At 72.3% G+C, this 17,665-nt stretch carries 13 protein-coding genes; 12 read left to right on the top strand and 1 reads right to left on the bottom strand.

Annotated elements, in window-relative coordinates:
• The first annotated feature begins 262 nt into the window (after positions 1 to 262).
• The 7 genes from ABZS97_RS25800 to ABZS97_RS25770 all read left to right on the top strand — a co-directional run bounded on the left by ABZS97_RS25800 (position 263) and on the right by ABZS97_RS25770 (position 7,996).
• On the top strand, positions 263 to 1,756 hold the full coding sequence (locus ABZS97_RS25800) for an SCO6880 family protein (protein WP_356140966.1): 1,494 nt from the start codon (positions 263 to 265) through the stop codon (positions 1,754 to 1,756).
• Positions 1,753 to 3,243 carry an ATP/GTP-binding protein gene (locus ABZS97_RS25795; RefSeq protein WP_356140964.1) on the top strand — a complete coding sequence of 497 codons (1,491 nt, stop codon included), beginning with the start codon at positions 1,753 to 1,755 and terminating at the stop codon, positions 3,241 to 3,243. The genes ABZS97_RS25800 and ABZS97_RS25795 overlap by 4 nt, the downstream gene beginning before the upstream one ends.
• Positions 3,244 to 3,420: 177 nt before the next feature.
• Positions 3,421 to 5,172 (top strand): TraM recognition domain-containing protein, encoded by a 1,752-nt coding sequence (locus ABZS97_RS25790; protein ID WP_356140962.1) that lies wholly within the window; start codon positions 3,421 to 3,423, stop codon positions 5,170 to 5,172.
• Positions 5,169 to 5,615 (top strand): DUF4913 domain-containing protein, encoded by a 447-nt coding sequence (locus tag ABZS97_RS25785; protein WP_356140960.1) that lies wholly within the window; start codon positions 5,169 to 5,171, stop codon positions 5,613 to 5,615. The genes ABZS97_RS25790 and ABZS97_RS25785 overlap by 4 nt, the downstream gene beginning before the upstream one ends.
• A gap of 70 nt (positions 5,616 to 5,685) precedes the next feature.
• Positions 5,686 to 5,991, top strand: a complete 306-nt coding sequence (locus ABZS97_RS25780) for a hypothetical protein (protein WP_356140958.1) — start codon at positions 5,686 to 5,688, stop codon at positions 5,989 to 5,991.
• Positions 5,988 to 7,343 carry a zeta toxin family protein gene (locus ABZS97_RS25775; protein WP_356140956.1) on the top strand — a complete coding sequence of 452 codons (1,356 nt, stop codon included), beginning with the start codon at positions 5,988 to 5,990 and terminating at the stop codon, positions 7,341 to 7,343. Before ABZS97_RS25780 ends, ABZS97_RS25775 begins: the two co-directional genes overlap by 4 nt.
• Positions 7,344 to 7,438: 95 nt before the next feature.
• Positions 7,439 to 7,996, top strand: a complete 558-nt coding sequence (locus tag ABZS97_RS25770) for an NUDIX hydrolase (RefSeq protein WP_356140954.1) — start codon at positions 7,439 to 7,441, stop codon at positions 7,994 to 7,996.
• A 58-nt stretch (positions 7,997 to 8,054) separates the two neighbouring features.
• Here the strand turns inward: ABZS97_RS25770 and ABZS97_RS25765 are convergent, their stop codons facing one another.
• Positions 8,055 to 8,609 (bottom strand): hypothetical protein, encoded by a 555-nt coding sequence (locus ABZS97_RS25765; RefSeq protein WP_356140952.1) that lies wholly within the window; start codon positions 8,607 to 8,609, stop codon positions 8,055 to 8,057.
• Between the two features lie 44 nt (positions 8,610 to 8,653).
• Here ABZS97_RS25765 and ABZS97_RS25760 point away from each other — a divergent pair, with 44 nt between their 5' ends.
• The 5 genes from ABZS97_RS25760 (at position 8,654) to ABZS97_RS25740 (ending at position 17,632) form a co-directional block, all read left to right on the top strand.
• Positions 8,654 to 11,968: a hypothetical protein gene (locus ABZS97_RS25760; RefSeq protein ID WP_356140950.1), complete on the top strand. Its 3,315-nt coding sequence runs from the start codon at positions 8,654 to 8,656 to the stop codon at positions 11,966 to 11,968.
• Positions 11,969 to 12,067: 99 nt separating this feature from the next.
• A complete protein-coding gene (locus tag ABZS97_RS25755) occupies positions 12,068 to 12,970 on the top strand; it encodes a hypothetical protein (protein ID WP_356140948.1) in 903 nt (300 codons plus the stop codon).
• Positions 12,967 to 15,807, top strand: a complete 2,841-nt coding sequence (locus ABZS97_RS25750) for a DUF87 domain-containing protein (RefSeq protein WP_356140946.1) — start codon at positions 12,967 to 12,969, stop codon at positions 15,805 to 15,807. The genes ABZS97_RS25755 and ABZS97_RS25750 overlap by 4 nt, the downstream gene beginning before the upstream one ends.
• Positions 15,804 to 17,384 carry a C2 family cysteine protease gene (locus ABZS97_RS25745; RefSeq protein ID WP_356140944.1) on the top strand — a complete coding sequence of 527 codons (1,581 nt, stop codon included), beginning with the start codon at positions 15,804 to 15,806 and terminating at the stop codon, positions 17,382 to 17,384. Before ABZS97_RS25750 ends, ABZS97_RS25745 begins: the two co-directional genes overlap by 4 nt.
• Positions 17,381 to 17,632: a DUF6406 domain-containing protein gene (locus ABZS97_RS25740; protein WP_356140942.1), complete on the top strand. Its 252-nt coding sequence runs from the start codon at positions 17,381 to 17,383 to the stop codon at positions 17,630 to 17,632. The genes ABZS97_RS25745 and ABZS97_RS25740 overlap by 4 nt, the downstream gene beginning before the upstream one ends.
• Positions 17,633 to 17,665: the final 33 nt, after the last annotated feature.

Raw genomic sequence — 17,665 nt, 5'->3', positions numbered from 1 at the left:
GGTGGCGCGGCCTCCGCAGGAGGTACCGCCGCAGCGGGCGCGGCCACGGGTGGCGCGGCGCTCGCCGTGCAGGCCGCCGCGGTCGCCGTACAGACCACGGTCGCGGCCGCCTCCGAAGTCACCAACTCCCTCGACGACAACGACGGGATGAAGGGCCACAACCAGTAGGCCTGCCCCAACAGGCCCCCCGGGGCCCGGGGTCACCACCCCGGGCCCCACCAGCCCCGCACGCCTGAAGCCCGAAGCCGGAAGAAGGAAACCCATGTCCACCGACGCCATGACGCGTCCCACGTACGGGAACTGGCGCAGGCCCCGCCGTCCCGGCCTCGGCCCCCTGGGTCTGCTCGGCACCGTCGTCGCCTTCGGCGGACTCCTGGTGGCGCTGCTCGCCTCGCTGGTCTCACTGGCGGCGGCGATCATCGTCCTGGTTCCGACCGGCCTCTTCCTCGCCCCGCTGGCGCTGCGCACCGTCGACGGGCGCAACGTCTACCAGGTCCTCGCGGTCCGCATCGGCTGGATGCGGCGCAAGGCGAACGGCTCGCACACCTACGTCTCCGGGCCGCTGTCCAAGCGCCCCGGCGGCCGCTACCAGCCGCCCGGGCTGCTCGCGCGCACGAAGATGTACGAGGGCCGGGACGCCTACAACCGCTCCTTCGGCGTGCTGCACCACCCGGGCCGCGGCCTCTACACCGTGGTGCTCGCCTGCGAGCCGGACGGCGGTTCGCTGGTCGACCCGCAGCAGGTCGACATCTGGGTGGCGTCCTGGGGCGACTGGCTCGCGCGGCTCTCGCACGAGCCGGGGCTGCGCGGCGCCCAGGTCGTCGTCGAGACGGCGCCCGACACCGGGACCCGGCTGGCCTCCGAGGTGCTGCCGCGGATCTCGCCCACCGCTCCGGCCGCGGCCCGCGCCGTGATGGAGGAGGTCGTCGAGCGCTATCCGTCGGCGTCCTCGGAGATGCACACGTACATCGCCCTGACGTACGGCCCGGCCGGCGGCCCCAAGCGGAGCGTCGACGACATCATCACCGACCTGTCGATGCGGCTGCCGGGACTGCTGTCGGGCCTGGTCGCGGCGGGCGGCGGCTCCGCCTACCCGCTCGCGGCGGACCGGCTCTCCGAGATCGTGCGGGTCGCCTTCGACCCGGCGATCGCCCCGGCCGTCCTCAGCGCCCGCGCCGAGCACTCGACCACCGGCCTGGAGTGGGCCGACGCCGGCCCCGCGGCCGCGGTCGAGACCGTGACGTCGTACCGGCACGACTCGGGTGTCTCGCGCACCTGGATGCTGACGCTGGCACCGCGCGGGACGGTCAGGTCGAGTGTTCTGCGCGGCCTTCTTGAGCCCGCGCCCGGCACCCGGCGCAAGCGGGTCTCGCTCGTCTACCGGCCGATCGACCCGGCGACCTCCGCGCGCATCGTGGAGTCGGACCGGCGCTCCGCGCACTTCATGGCGGGCTCCAAGCGCGGTCTCGTGCAGGCGCGGGCCAGTTCGGAGATGCAGGCCGCCGAGCAGACGGCGGCCGAGGAGGCGGCGGGCGCGGGGCTCGTGGAGTTCTCGATGATGGTGACGGTCACCGTCGATGACGAGGCTCAGTTGTCGGACGCGGGCATCACCGTGCGCAACCTCCAGGCGTCGTCCCGCATCCTGATGCGCCCCGCCGACCGGATGCAGGCCTCGGCCTTCACCTGCACGCTGCCCGTCGGCCTGCTGCCGTGGGAGCACACCCTCGTTCCGTACCAGATCAGGGAGGCGCTGTGACCAAGCAGTCGTCCGTCGTACGTCCGCAAGTGGCGCCCCCGCGCGGCTGGTTCGGCCCCGGTGGCGGTCAGGTCGGGCACGTCGACCCGCCCGCGCTGTGGCGCGCGACCACCGTGCAGGCGTGCGGACTGTGGCCGTTCGCGGCCGGGTCGGGTGCGCCGATGACCGGCGTTCCGCTCGGGCAGCATCTGCACACCGGTGCCACCGTGTGCGGCGACCCCATCTCCTGGTTCACGCGGGCCCGTTACATCTCCAACCCGTCCCTGTTCATGCTCGGCATGCCGGGCCTCGGCAAGTCGACGCTCGTCAACCGGATGCTGATCGGCATGTGCGCAACGGGCATCACCCCGCTGGTGCTCGGCGACCTGAAGCCCGACTACGCCGACACCGTACGGGCGTTGGGCGGCCAGGTGATCTCCATCGGGCGCGGCGTCGGCGGCATCAACGTCCTCGACCCGGGCGCGATGGGCGAGGCGGCGGTCCGGATCGGCGGCGAGCGGGGGCGCATCCTGTCCGCCGAGGCCCACGGCCGTGTCCTCAACATGGTCGCCGCGCTCATCACCATCGTGCGCGGCCGGCCGATGGACGACCACGAGCAGTCGGTGCTCTCCGCCTGTCTGCACCACCTCGCGGAGCGTACGAAGCCGGGGCGCGCCCCGCTGCTGCCTGACCTGCTGAAGGTGCTGGACGAGGGCCCGGACCGGGTCCGTGCGGTGACCCTGGACCGCGGCAACCAGGCCCGCTACCAGGAGGCCGTCGACCCGCTGCACCGCTCCCTGCTCGGCGTCCTCGACGGGCCGCTCGGCGACACCTTCGCCTCCGAGACGTCCACCCGGATCGACCCCGCCTCCCCCGCCGTGTGCGTCGACATCTCCCGCATCGGCGAGGCCGACACCCAGCTGACCGCCGCCGCGATGCTCGCCGCCTGGTCCGACGGGCTCGGCACGGTGGCCGCCGCGCACGCCCTCGCGGATGCCGGGCTCGCCCCGCAGCGCTGGTTCTTCACCGTCCTCGACGAGCTGTGGCGCCCGCTGCGGGCCGCCTCCGGCATCGTCGAGCGGATCGACGCGCTGACCCGGCTCAACCGTTCGCTCGGCCTCGGCGACGCGAAGATCACGCACACCCTGAAGGACGCGGAGGCGCTGGGCAGCGAGGCCGACCGGGCGAAGGCGCGCGGCTTCGTCGAGCGCGCCGGGATGGTCGTCTGCGCCGGGCTTCCCCGCTCGGAGATGAAGGACCTCGGCGAGATCGTCGGTATGTCCGAGCGCGAGATGGACCTCGTCTCGTCGTGGTCGTCGCCGCCGGGGTGGGCCTCCAGCGGCGGCAACGAGGAGCCGCCCGGGCGCGGCCGCTTCCTGATCAAGGTGGGCGGGCGCCCCGGTATCCCGATCAAGGTCTCCATCACCGACACCGAGCGGGCGCTGCACAACACGAACACGCGGTGGTCGGAGGCGGGCAAGACGTCGCTGGCCAAGGGACTGGGCTGAGCATATCCAGCCCGTCATGGGGGTCCCCCCGCTCGAGCGAAGCCGAGAGTGGGGGAGTTTGAGGACGAGCGCGACACGGGGGCGAGGGGCGGACCCCCGGAACACGGGACGGGCAGGGGCGGAGGGGGCGAGAAGCCGGCCGTCCGACCACAGCAACCACCACACGGGGAACCCGAGATGACCACACGCAAGCCACAACGCACCTCCGGCGACGACCTCCTCCCCTGGATCGTGCCGGGCGCGGCCCTCCTCATCGGCACCCTCTTCTTCGGCGCCTGGCTCGGCGGCACGCTGGGCGCGGCCGTCAGCGGCGCCGGATGGCACCCGCCGCCCTTCGGCCTCTCCACCCTCGCCACCCTCGTCAAGGAGGGCCCGGCCGAGGTGTGGCCCACGGCTTCCATGACCGCGCTCGCGGCGGGCATGTCCACCGTGTTCGGCGGCGTGGTGGCCGGCGTGGTCGTCCTGATCATGCTGGTACGCCACCGGGTGGCGGGGCCCACAGGTCTGGCGGGCAGGAAGGAGCTGGCCGGCCTGCTCCCCAAGGGTGCGGCGGAACGCTCCCGTCAACTCCGTCCGTCGCTCGCCAAGTTGGGCAAGCTGGAGGCGGACGACACCGGCAACCTGCTGGGCAACCTGGACCCGAACGGCCCAGAACTGCGCTCCAGCTACGAGGACGTGGAGCTGGACCTGATGGCGCCGCGCGCCGGCAAGTCCACGTCCATCGCCGTCCCGCGCGTGCTGCGCGCCCGCGGCAGCGTCCTGCTGACGTCCAACAAGGCGGACGTGTACAGCGTGACGCGCGCCGAGCGCGAACGCGTGGGCCGGATCTGGACGTTCGACCCGCAGGGCATCGCGCACACGCCGCGCACCCTGTGGTGGGACATGCTCGCGGACGCGTCGACCATCGAGGGCGCCCGCCGTCTGGCCGGGCATTTCGTCGGCGCGGTCAACGACGACGCGTCGAAGCGGGACTTCTGGATCTCCGCCGCGCAGAACACGCTCACCGCGCTGTTCCACGCCGCGAACCGCGGCAAGCGGCAGGTCGGCGAGGTGCTGGCCTGGCTGGCCGACCCCGCGGACCGTACGCCGGTCGACCTGCTGCGCGACGCCGGGATGGCGGCGCTGGCCGACCAGCTCCAGGGCACCGTGCAGGGCGCCGTGGAGACCCGCGACGGCATCTACGAGACCGCCCGTCAGTGCGTGGCGTGTCTGCTCGACCCGGGCATCGCGGCCTGGGTCACCCCCGACCCCGATCTCCCGCAGTTCCTGCCGTCCCATCATGTGCTGTCCCGGGACACGCTGTACCTGCTCTCCAAAGACGGCGGCGGGTCCGCGGCGGGCGTCATCGCGGCGGCCGCGGACTCCGTACTGCGGGCGGGAGTTGTCGCCGCCGAGCGGATGGGCGGACGGCTCGACCCGCCGATGACCGCGGTGCTCGACGAGGCCGCGAACGTCTGCCGGATCTCCGATCTCCCCGACCTGTACTCGCACTTCGGCTCACGCGGCATCAACATCGTGACTCTGCTGCAGAGTTACCGGCAGGGCACCCGGGTGTGGGGCGAGGCGGGCATGGACGCGCTGTGGGGCGCGGCCACCATCAAGCTGCTCGGCGCCGGCCTGGACGACGCCGACTTCGTGGAGAAGGTCTCGCGGCTCGTCGGTGAGCACGACGTGTCGACGGTCAGCTACTCCAAGAGCAAGGACGGGCGCTCCCGTTCGACGTCGTACCGCCTCGAACGCATCCTGCCCGCCGACCGCATCCGTGCCCTGCCCAAGGGCACCGCCCTCCTGCTGGCCACCGGCATCAAGCCCGCCCTGGTCAAACTCCGCCCCTGGTATGCCGATCCGGGCGCCGACCGCATCGCGACCGCGGCCCAGGCCGAGGTCAAGGCCATCACCGCTCGCGCCGCCGAAGGGATCATCCGATGACCACCGAGCCCCAGCAGGAGGCGGCTGCCGCGCCGCCCTTCATCCTCTACCTCGACGGCCAGGAGTACGCCGAGGAGATGGGCCGGCTGGCCCTGTGGGTGTCGGACCTGCTCCTGCCCGTCTACGGCCGCGAGGTCACCTCCCAGCAGCCCTGGTGCCCGCGCTGGTGGGAGCACCTGGAGGCGGTCGCCCGGCTGCACGGCCTGTGGCTGGCCTGGCAGGAGCTCACCGACCCCGCGGCGGGCGCGGCCGGCCCCGCCGTCTGGCACCGCGACCATCTCGGACCCGTGCTCTCCGAACTCCGTTCGCCCAGCGGGCCGTTCGCGGGGTGCAAGGCGGGCAGCCACCGGACGAAGGCGGCGCCGACGGTCGAGCCGTACGGCGTCGGGCAAGGCGTCGAGGCCCCCGTCGAGTCCGGCGCGTACGAGGCCGCCTTCCGGTGACCGACGGCCGTTCCGCGCCCCTTCCCGCGCCCCCTTCACCCCTCCCTCTGACGACGAGGAACCACCTCTTATGACGGATACCCCGCGCGTCCCGCCCAGCGGCAACGCGAGCGCCCCCTCCCTCCGCGCCTACCTCGGGATCTACGCCGCCGGAATGATCGAGCGCGAGCGGATGATCGCCACCGTGGCCTCCTGGCCGTTCGAGCCCGAGGAGAAGATCGACGACGGGGACACCGAACCGATCCACCAGGACAACACGATGCTCGTGGTGTCCGCCGCCCGCCTGCTCGGACAGCTGACGCGGCAGGACGTGGAGGAGATCCAGCAGCGCATCGCCGCGGCGGACCGGATCGCCGGGAAGGGGCTCCGCCCATGACGACCGACGGACCGGAGACCGGCCTCTCCCCCGAATACCGGGCGCAGTACCGAGAGTTGCAGACCCGCATGTCCCTCGGCGGCGACCTTGGCCCCAGCGACCGGGACACCTTCGGGCAGTTCCGGGAAGGCGTGGTCTGGACCCCCGAGCGCGAGCGCATGCACGCCGCGATCCTCGACGACTTCAAGTCCCGCTGCGAGGGGCTGCCCCGCGACGGCCACGCGGCCCTGTTCACCGCGGGCGCGCCCGGCGCGGGCAAGGGCGGCGCTCTGCGGGGACTGGCCGAATGGCAGGGCCAGAACGACGAGTTGGGGCGCGCGCTGGCCGAGGTGCACGGCGTCGACGTACGCGACTACGTGCACCTCGACCCCGATGAGTTCAAGGTGGCCATCTTCGAGCACGGCGGTGCTCCTCAGGTGCCCCCGCACGTCCAGGAGTTGTCGGACGGCCGGGCCGTCGCACCGGCCGAGATGGCCTCGCTCACCCACCGGGAGTCGGCGTACCTCCTGAGCGTCTTCGAACAGTGGGCCAGGTCCGAGGGGCACAACCTCCTCTACGACACCGCTCTGCGTGATGTGGAGCGCAGCGGCAAGCTCCTGGAGGACCTGCGCCAGGACGGCTACACCCAGCGCGCCATGCTGTCCGTCGAGGTGCCCGTCGAGCAGTGCCTGGCCCAGAACGCGAACCGCTGGCAGCAAGGACGCGCCGAGTTCGACGCGGGCCGCGACTGGTACGGCGGGCGCATGGCACCCGAGGGCCTGATCAAGGGCATCTACGCGGAGAGCGGTTCGGGGCGCGGCTTCTCCATCGGCAGGGAGAACGCGGAGAAACTGGTCGAGAAGGGGCTCGCGACGGGGTTGATCACCTCCGAGCGCGGGAATTTCGGCGTACCGGCGGCGACGAGTGCGTCCACGGGCGGTCCGGGGCAGCAGACGGGTTTGGGGCAGACGGCGGGTTCGGGACAGACGGCGGGTTCGGGACAGACGGCGGGTTCGGGACAGACGGCGGGTTCAGGACAGCAGACCGGTTCAGGGCAGCAGACCGGTCCAGGGCAGCAGACCGGTCCAGGGCAGCAGGCCGGTTCAGGGCAGCAGGCCGGTTCGGGACAGCAGACCGGTCCAGGGCAGCAGACCGGTTCGGGACAGGCCGTCCGCACCGGCTCGGTCGAGACGTCGCCGGCCTTCCGGCAGAACGACGCCGTCATCCGTACCGCCGCAGCGGGCAGGCTCCGCTCCGGGTCGGGCACGACCGCCACCCCCAGCGCCGGCAACGGCAACGCCGCCTCCGCCCAGCCGCCGCGCGTTCCACGTCCGGCGCAGGCACCCGGCGGGGGCGGCGGGCCCGCGAGATGACCACCCCAGCGCCCCGGAAATCGACACCGGACACGACACCGGCCACGACAGCGAAGACGACACCGACGACGACACCGAACGGAGCCGGTACCGGTATGCGGTGGACCGTCCACGGCGAGCACACGCTCCACGACACCCCATGGGTACGACTGCGCTCACTCGACGTCGAACGGCCCGACGGCACACGCGGCGACTACCACGTCGTACGGCTGCGGGACCTCGCCGTCACCGCGGCCGTGGACGAGCACCGAAGGGTCCTGATGATGTGGCGCCACCGCTTCGTCACCGACACCTGGGCGTGGGAGCTGCCCATGGGGCTGGTCGAGGACGGCGAGAGCGCTGCCGGCGCCGCCGCCCGGGAGCTGGAGGAGGAGACCGGCAGGCGGCCCCGCCCGGACTCCCTGCGGGAACTCGTCTACGCCCAGCCCGCGGGCGGAATCACCGACTCCCAGCACTTCGTGTTCCGCGCGGACGGCTGCGTACGTGTCGGGGAGCCCACCGAGCAGAACGAGTCGGACCGGCTGGAGTGGATCCCGCTGACCGACCTCCCCGCGATGATCACCCGGAAGGAGATCGTGAGCAGTGCCACCCTGGTCGGCGTCATGGCCCTGCTGCTGGACCTCGGCACCCGGGCGGCACCCCACGGAGCCTGACCGCACCGGGCCCGCGGGCCCGCCGGACCCGGGCGGCCCCCGGGGGTCCGCCCTGCGCTCAGCCCTGCGGCGGGCTGAACCGGTCGATACCCGCGAGGATCCGCCGCTTGAGCTCCAGCGCGTCCTCGATCTCCGGGCGCGTGAACCGCGAGGGGTCCTTGGCGTACATCTCCCGGCCGCGCTCCGAAGTGAACCGGTCCTCGGGGATGCGGTCCGCGCCCTCGGGCAGGAACTTGGCGACCTCCTCGAAGGCCGCGATCGCGTACGCGGTGGCCGGCCGGACCTCACGGTGCTCGGCGAGCGGTGTGTTCAGCAGCCGCAGCCCGGAGTCGGTCGACACCTGGTCGCCGGCCCACAGGAACTCGCCCGGGTCGATGATCCGCGACGGCTCCGCGCCCCCGAAGGCAGGGGGCGTCACCGGCTCCGCGTCCAGGACCACGAACTCGAAGGACCGGGTCCTGCCGCACTGCGCGCACACGCCCTCGTACACCGAGACCAGTTCGCCGCCCCGGTCCACCAGCCGGTGCTGCCGATCGAACGACTCCGCCCCGCAGACGCAGGCGTGGAGGTCCATATAGAGATGCGCTTCCTGCATCGAACGTGCGATCAACATGGCATGATCCTACGGCCATCAGGACGCCGAACGGGGGGACGTCTGTGAACCTGAGCAACGACGAGACGCGGCTGCTCGCCGAGGCCGAGGCCGCGCTGCCCGTCGTACTGAGCCGACTGTACGGAGACCGGCTGCGCAGCGGCGGCGTCATCGAGGAGGACGGCCGCCGCTTCTTCTCGCTGAGCGACACCGAGGGCAAGCGCGTCGAACTCCGCCTGGACACGGCCGCGCTGCCCGACCAGGACCGGGCCCGGACCTTCACCAACACCACGACCGACCGGTACGTCGTGCAGTTCTCCGACCGGCTGCCGCCCGAGCAGGTCGGCCGGGTGCTGAGCCGGGAGATCAGCGAACTGCTCGCCGTACGCGACCGCGCCGCCGTGGGCGGTCCGGCTCCGCTGGAGAACCTGCTCGCCTCCGGCGCCACGCTGCCCGACCGGACGCGGCTGTCCGACGCGGACCGCGGCCGGGTGGGCGAGTTCAACTATCTGGCGACCCGGATGAACGACACGGCGCTCGCCAGCGGTGAACGCCAGGAAGCCCGTACGGAGTTCTCCGCGCTGGTCGACAGCTCCGGCCTGCGGCCCAGGAGCCCGATCGGCGGGGAAGGCCACACCGTCGAGCAGTACGCCGCCGACATCCGGCGGGACACCGCGCTCCCGCTGCTCACGCCGGACGCACGACGCGCGATGGCCGAACTCGCCGTGCCCGCCGAACGGTTGGCCGTGCCGGACGCCCAGGCCCTGGTCGAGGTGCGCGCCCGCGAGACGACACAGGCGGCTGCGCCCGCCGCGGACCCGCCGTTCCCCGTGCCGGGGCTGCGCTCCGACGGGACGCCCGTCCCCGGCCCGGAACTGGCCGCGGCCGCCGCCACCGCCGCGGAGCAGCGCACCGCGCTCAGCACACAGACCCTCGACCAGCTCCGGGCCGAGCAGGCGATGCTGCCCGAGGGCCGCCACCCGCAGCGCGAGATCATGATCGGCGGCGGTGCCGCGCTCGCCGGGCGCGACCCCTTCGTCACGCTGGTGGACGCGCGCGGGCGGTGGCATGTCGACCCGATCGAGGCCATCGTCCAGTCGGCCGACCAGGTACGGCACCTCAGGGAGAGCAGGATGGGCGACCCGTATCAGGTCGCCCAGCCGCAGGAACGGGTTCCGCTCGGCGCGCTCCAGATGTGGGAGGACACGGCGGCCGCCCGCGGTCCCCTGGTGGACGGCAAGGCCTCGCTGGGGATCGGTGCGGAAGGCCGCCTGATCGCCGAGATCAGCCCCGGCGACGGCTCACCGCCGGTCAAGATCGAGGTCCAGGGCTCCCCGCTCGTCGCCACCGGCATCCCTCCCGAGATCATCCCCGGCGCGAACCGGCAGGTGCCGACCGTGCCCGAGGCGACCGCGGTCATCGCCGAGCACCTGAGCGCCGCCGGCACGCCCGAGGCGCTGGCCACCCGGGACCGGCTGCTCGCTTTGCCCGAGGGCGAGGGCCGCGCCGCGACGACGCTGGCCGCGCTCTCCGAGCCCGCCGTCGCCGGTGCGCTCGGGGCGGCCGCCGATCCGCGGCTGGCCGGGGCCACCGAGACCCTGCGAGCCACCGCGGCCTGGGACGAGGCGCGCAGCGCGGCTCCCGGCCGGGTTCTCATGGGTGACGAGGTGGGCGACGGCGACTACAACCCGGGGGCCGCGAACGAGTGGCTGATCGCGGGCGTCGGCGGCGCCGCCATCGCCAACGCCGAGATCATCCTGCAGGCCAATCCCGACGCCCGGGTTCTGATGGTCGGCAAGGACGCGCCGTTCGTGCTGCACAACGACGCCCAGTACACGGCGCTGCGCCGTGCGCACGACGCCGAGTACGGCGGTGACGGGCGGTTGGTGACCTACTCCGACCGGCGCCTGGGCGAGGTCGGCACGGTGCCCGGTCCAGACGGGCAGGTGCGGCTTGCGGCCCTCGACAGCGGGGGGAATCCGCTGGGCATCGAGGGCGACGCCTACGTCGCCTGCCTCGGCCGGGTCTCGCGGCTTCCGGAGACCCTGGAGTCCGTCGAGACCTGGGCCCGCGAGAACGGCGGCCAGGTCCAGGGGGAGCTCCTCTTCGACAAGGACCGCCAATACCTGGGCTACCGGCTCGACTTCGAGGCCGGCGACCAGAAGCACACGGTCGACGTGACGGGCGCCGCGTCCCGCATGCTCCCGGGCAACGTCTTCAGCCGCGACGACATGGCCCGCCTCTCCCTCCTCGACGCCAAAACGGCCCCAGCAGAAAGCGGCAACGTAGCCGCCGGCTTCATGGCCACCGCCCTCCAGGGCTCCCACCTGGCCAAGCACCGGTCAGCAGAGGGCGGCCCGGGCGACGGCCCGACCCCGGGCGACGGGCCGCCTGCGCCGCCGGGGCCTTCGGGGCCTGCGGCTTCGGGGCCGGCGCCGTTTGAGCGTGCGGCTTCTGGGCCTGCAGCTTCGGCGCCTGCGGCTTCGGGACCTGCGCCGTCGGGGACTGCGGCTTCGGGAACTGCGGCTTCAGGGCCTGCGGCTTCGGGGCCAGCGGCCGCGGGGCCCGGGGCTTCAGGGACTGCGGCTTCGACACCTTCGGGGCCGGCACCGGCCGGCCCGACGGCGGGGGGCCCGGCAGCAGGCTCGGGCTCCACGAACAACCCGGCCGCGCCCTCGGCGCCCGCACCCGCCGGGCCCGCACCGTCGAACCCCACACCCTCCACCCCTGCGACAGCCAAGGCTCCGAGCACCGCCGGCCCGACACCGGAAGGCCCCGCGGCAGGCTCGGGCAACGCCAACAACCCGGCCACGACCCCAGCGCCCACAACACCCGCCGGGCCCGCACCAACCGGCGCGGGCTCCACGAACGCCCCGGCCACGCCCTCCGGACCCGCGTCTTCGGGACCCGCACCCGCCACCCCCGCGACCGGCAAGGCGTGGACCACCCCCGGCCCGACGCCGGAAGGCCCCGCCGCAGGATCGGGCAACGCCAAGGGCCCGGCCGCGCCCCCCGGTGGCGCGAGCAGTCCAGCCGCGGCTTCGGACGGCACGAACAAGCCGGCCGCAGGCACAGGCGGTACGACCGGCCCCGCCGCAGGATCAAGCAGCGCAACCAGCCCGGCTGCCGTTCCGAGCGGTGCGAGCGGACCGGCCAAGTCTTCGGGCGCGGCGGGGGCAACCTCGGGCAGCCCGGGCGCGGCTTCGGAGGGTGGTGCCACGCCGGCCGCCAATCCCGTCGCCGGAGCCGCCAGGCTCCAGTCGACACGTCGCTCAGGCGCGCCCGGGGGGTCGTCCGCGGCCCCCGCCACCGGCCCGGCCGCGCAGCCGCCGCGCGTTCCCCGACCGCAGCCGCAGGCCGGCGGCGGACCCGCCCGGTGACCGGGCGGGAGCACTCGGTTAGTGTGATCAACCGCCTTTGCATACAGGGAATTTGCCCACGGGGCAGGTGAGCGCGGGAGAGAACGGGGAGCGGGGACCATGGACGTGACAGGCACCGGAGGGGCTGTCCCCTGGGCGGCAGCCGGAGCGGTGGGGCCGAACGCCGCCTACCGCACGCAGACCCTCCAATACCGTGACGTCGAGCTGAGCTTCGACGAGTCGGTGGACTTCAAGAGCATCAAGTCCCTCTGGTTCCAAGGGTTCGTGGCGTCGTTGCTCGTGTTCATGGCCCTCGGCCTGCTCCCCGCGATCCTCACAGGCAACTTTCCCGACGCCATCGGCCCCGGGCTGCTCCTGTCGTTCGTCGTCTTCTGGGTGGTCTTCCTCTTCTCCCGCATCAACGAACCGGTCTCGGAGTGGAAGACGCTCCTGGAGGACAAGGCCGCCGCGTCGACCTCCTCGTACGCGGCGATCTACGGCGCACTGGCCCGCCGGCGGATACCCGTCTCGGCCGTACCGGCCCGCGTCCGCAGCGACATCACACCGGAGGTCGTGCACAACCGGCTGGTCATCACCAGCGGCCGCTACGTCGCCTACGTGACGGTCTTCGCATACGGAACGAGCCTGTACGTCGGCTGGACGATGTGGCGCAGCCGCCCCGGCGCCGTGGTCATCGGGCACTTCGTGAAGGACATCATCGGCGGGATGCTGAACCGCGCCGGAAACCTCCAGCAGATGCTGCGCACCGAGCGGCCGCGTGCCATGCGTGAGGCGGTGCACTCCGCGGCACGCGAGGGCGTGGAGACGGCGATACAGGGCATCGAGGTGCCGCTCGCCTCGACCTTCGGCCAGGAGCCGCCGGTGCAGGCGAGCACCTCGGCGCCGCCCGCACCGCCGGTGCCTCCCGGCCACTCCCTGCCCACGCAGCTGCCGGCACCGCCTCCGGGCCCGCCCGTGCCCCCGCAGGGCACCACCACCATCCAGCCCTGGAACGGCAGTTGACCGCAGCGGGGTCGCCGGTCGCCGACTTGCCGGTCGAAGGTCCGTCCGGCGGTGTGCTGACGGTCTCCGACGGGACGACCGTCTGGGCCTGGACGGCCGTACGTGTCGATGCCGCCGCCGACCTGACCGAGACCCAGGAGTACGCGGGCCTGCCGGAGGCCGAACGTCGCGTCAAGGCCGTCGCTGCCGAGACCGCCTGGCTGACCGGGCAGTGGGATGTCACGCACGGGGAACGTGTCGAGCTGCGCTATCTCACCGACCCGGCCGAGCGAAGCCTGTCCTGTGCGCTCCTCGGCCGGGTGTCGGCTTCCACCCGCGCCGAGGCCGAGGCCGCCGCGTTCGCGCTGCGGGCGCGCCTGGCCGCGCTGCCGAGGCATGTGCACGCCTCTCCGGTCGAGGACGAGACCGAGGTGGCCCGGCTGCTCACTCCCTTCGCGCCCGAACCGGCCGCGGGCGTGGCCGAGATCCGCAAGCGGTACCGCACCGGCGTGCCCAACCGCCCGGACGCGGGCGTGAGTTACTACCTGGCTCCGCAGCCGTTCACCGCGTCCGCCCCGCCGTGGGACGCGCTGTGGCAGGCGCTGGCCGCGCACCCGTACCCGGTCATGCTGACCATCGGCCTTGAGCCGTACGTCGTACCGAGCGACCTGGGCCCGCTGCTGCATCGCGTCGCCACGCAGTACGGGCGGCTCGGCACCGCGGGCCAGCTGCCGGACGGTCTGTGGTCGCCGGGTACGCAGCTCGCGCCCGACGCGTTCGCCGTGGACGCATCGCGCGTGTACGCGGACGCCGCGCGCCGCTACACCGACCGCGCCTTCCGGATCCGTGTCGCCCTGGCCTCGCCCGCACCCGTACCCGAGTCGCTGACCGAGCTGGTCGGGGCCACCGTGTCCCCCCAGGAGCAGGCCCGCGAGGACGGCGTACTGACGGAGACGTTCACGGGCCCGGCCCACAGCGTCGTACGGCCGGGGGCCGGTGAACTCCCTTCTCTCTGGCAAGGGTTGACGACTCTCGAACAGCCCCGCTGGGGCGGCGACCACTGCTGGCGTCTGCCGGAACCGCTCTCGCCTCCGCTGCGTCTGCTCGCCGACCTCGTGGACGCGCGGGAGGCGGGTGCCGCGTTCCGGCTGCCGCTCGCGGTCAACGGCCACATGGCGGGCTTTCCGGTACGGCGTCCGGGCATGTCCGGCGAGACCGCCTACCGCGCCGACGGTCCCGCCGTCACCCTCGGCCGGCAGCTCGTCCACGACACCCCGGCGGGGCCGCTCGGCATCGGCCTGGGCGAACTCACCCGGCACGCGCTCTTCGTCGGCACCACCGGCTCCGGCAAGACCAACACCACGCTGGCCTTCTGCGAACAGCTGTGGCGCGACCACCGGATCCCCTTCCTCGTCATCGAACCGGTCAACTCCACGCTGGACGACTATCGTTGGCTCGCAACCCGCCCCGGCTTCGAGGACCTCGTCGTCCTCACCGTCGGCGACGAGAGCACGGCGCCGCTGCGCCTGAACCCCTTCGAGGTCCCGTCCGGCGTCCGGATCAGCACCCATACGGCCGGGCTGATGGCCTGCTTCGACGCCGCCTTCGGACTCTGGGACCCCCTTCCCGGCATCTACAACCGGGCCCTGCGCGCCACGTACGCCCGCAAGGGCATCGTCCCGACGGACATCGCCGGCCCGGCTCACGACTGGCCCACCCTGCGGGACTTCATCACCGAGATGAAGACGCAGTGCGAGCAGCTCGACTACTCCGGTGAGGTACGGGACAACATCGTCGCCGCGTCGCGGCTGCGCGCCGAGTCGCTGGCCGAGGGTGCGTGCGGCAGCACGCTGGACGTGGCGCGCTCGTACCCGGTCGAGGAGCTGCTGAGCCGCCCCGTGGTCGTGGAGCTGGCGGCGGTCGGCGACAACGAGAAGGAGCAGTCACTGGTCACGGCACTGCTCCTGCAGTCCATGACCGAGCACTACAAGGCGAACCGGGCCGGCGGCTCCCTCTCCCACGTCACCGTGATCGAGGAGGCACACCGGCTCCTCGGCCAGCCCCTCGCGCAGTCCGGCGACGCCAAGGAGGGCAACGCGCAGGCCCGCGCCGCCCAGGCGTTCGCCAACACCCTCGCCGAGAACCGCAAGTACGGGGAGGGCATCGTCATCGTCGAGCAAGTCCCCGGCAAGCTCGTCGAGGACGCGTACAAGAACACCAACCTCAAGGTCATGCACCGCCTCCCGTCCGCCGCCGACCGCGAACTCATCGGCGGCACCATGCGCTTCTCCCCGGACCAGGAGCGGTACGCGGCCACGCTCGAACCCTTCCAGGCGTTCGCCCACCACGACCGGATCGACCGGCCCGCACTGATCCGGGTGCCGGACGTGCGGGCCGAGGCGGCACGGGAGGCGGGCGTGCAGCGCGCCCCCCTGGCCGACGACGCCGAACTGGCCGCCCGCTTCCGCGAGTTCGCGTCGGAGAATCCTCGCGTCGACTCGGCCCTCGCCCCCTTCGCGGACTGCGAGGGCTGCCGGCACCGCTGCGCGTTCCGCTCCCGCGCCGGTACGGCGGTCTGGCCGGAGCACGCCACCGAGCTGAAGAAGCGGGTCGCCGAGTACCCCAAGTCCAAGCCGGGCCAGGCCGATTGGTGGGCGTCGACGACGGACTGGGTCGCCGGGGTCGCCGACACGGTGCCGCTGCCTCCGGCGGACACCGACACGAGCGCCGCCGCCGTCGCGGACTACCACGCCTGCGTCTTCATCCACATCGCCCGCACCGCCTGGCAACGCAAAACCCTCCCCTGGGCCCGCCTCTACCGCTCCCACGCCCCCACGCCCCCGGGAACCCCCACATGAGCGACCGCCCGACCGAACACCCGACAACCCCGGTCGAAGCTCCGGTGGCCGTGGAGACGGGGGACGCACCGGATCCGACGGAGGCCGGGGCGGACGCGGGGGCACCGCAGCCGACGGAGACCGCCGAGCCCACGGATCCCGTGGAACCGCCCGCCCCGTCGGAGGCTCGACCCGCCACCGAGGCCCCGGAACCATCGGGGACCGTTGACGTGCCGGAGGCCTTCGGAACCGTCGAGCCGCTGGATGCGACGGAGCCCGTCATCGCGCCGGAGGCACCGGAGGTCGCCGAGGCGTCAGAGCCTCTGGAGGCCACCGAGGCCCCCACACCACCGGACCCCGTCGAAACACCAGAACCATTGGAACCCAGCGAAGCCCCCGAGCTTGCCGATGCCCCACCCGAGCCGGACCCGGTGGAATCCATCCACGCCGAGGATGCGCCTGACCCAGGAAGAGCGCCCGATCCCAGGGAAGTCACCGGACCCCTGCCTCCGACGCCGGATGAGAACACCGCGCCCGGGGACGCCCCTGACCCGGCCTCGTACACCGAGGCATCCGAGCCTGCCCCCGCCCCCTATGAGGCAACCGAAGCGTCCGACTCCGCATCCGATGAGGACGTACTCGAACGTTCCATTTTGAAACGGTTACGCGACGCGACGGCTCCGCGAAGGGAACCCGTCGACAAACCCTCCGAGGCGCGCACCACGGTCGACCGGCCGGACTTCAATGCGAAGGAGTTGCCGGAGACCGGCGTCCCCCAGGTTCGCTACGGGACGCCGCTCGACCGCCCCGACGGGACGCGCGTTCCACTGTTCGACGGGCAGCCCACACGGGAGCAGACGGCGCAGGGCTCTCTCGGTGACTGCGGAATCATTGCCACCATGGGCGCAGTGGCCGGGCATCGGCCGGAGATGATCACCCAGTGCGTGCGGGAGATTGAGGACGGCACGTACGAAGTGAGGCTCCACCAAACCAAGTACACCCTCTATGGCGACACAAGGCGCTACGAGGCGACAGGGGAATTCACGGTCCTCACCGTAACGCCCGACCTGCCTGTCGTGGACGGCGCTTCCAACGAGCCGGCATATGGAACTTCGGGTGACAGCAGAGCTGCTTGGACTCCCATCCTGGAGAAGGCAATTGCCGGTTCCGATCAGACATGGGACGAGAGCCGCTCCAAAAAAGCTACCGGGTACGCCCGTCTCGACCGGGGGAGCCGCTCCTACGAGCGCGCGGAGCTGCTCACCCAACTGACCGGCGAAACCGCGTACACCGAGGATTTCCCCACCCAGTACGACACGCAGGGCCGGAGCCCGGATCGCCAGCTAGTCGGCGAATTCCGGGAGCAACTCGCCGACGGCCGCCCCATAATTGTCGGCACAATCAAAAAGCCGGAAGATATCCCAAAACTCCCTAACAGGCTTATCCCTTCTCACGCGTACGAAGTAACCGCAGTGGACGAAAAGGGCTTCCTACACCTCCGGAACCCGCATAATTATCGGCACCCCGATCCCTTGAGGGTTCAAGAATTCAGAAAAAACTTCCTGAAGTTCTACACGACGACGGAGAGAGGGAAATGATCAAGGTATTGATGCTCGGTCACGGAGTGGCCGGAAGAGTTGCGGACGCCAGGTTCATCACCGTCCAGCTCCACACTCCAGAAGGCGCGCCACCCGTCCTCACCCTTTGCGTGGTCACGGACCAGGAGCGGGATTACGACCTCCACGTCGGAGAGACTTTCCCCGTACTAGGCGACACCTGGAGGCTGGATCGAATCGACGGAATCGACACCGAGGACTGGCAGGCCATCCTGCGCAAGGTCGAGTGAGGCCCCTCCCCAGGACAACAATTCCCCCAGCGG

This window comes from Streptomyces sp. NPDC005485, assembly GCF_040606085.1.
GTDB lineage: Bacteria > Actinomycetota > Actinomycetes > Streptomycetales > Streptomycetaceae > Streptomyces.
The sequence above is the reverse complement of the archived record's forward strand: the minus strand, read 5'-3'. Positions and strand labels throughout refer to the sequence as shown.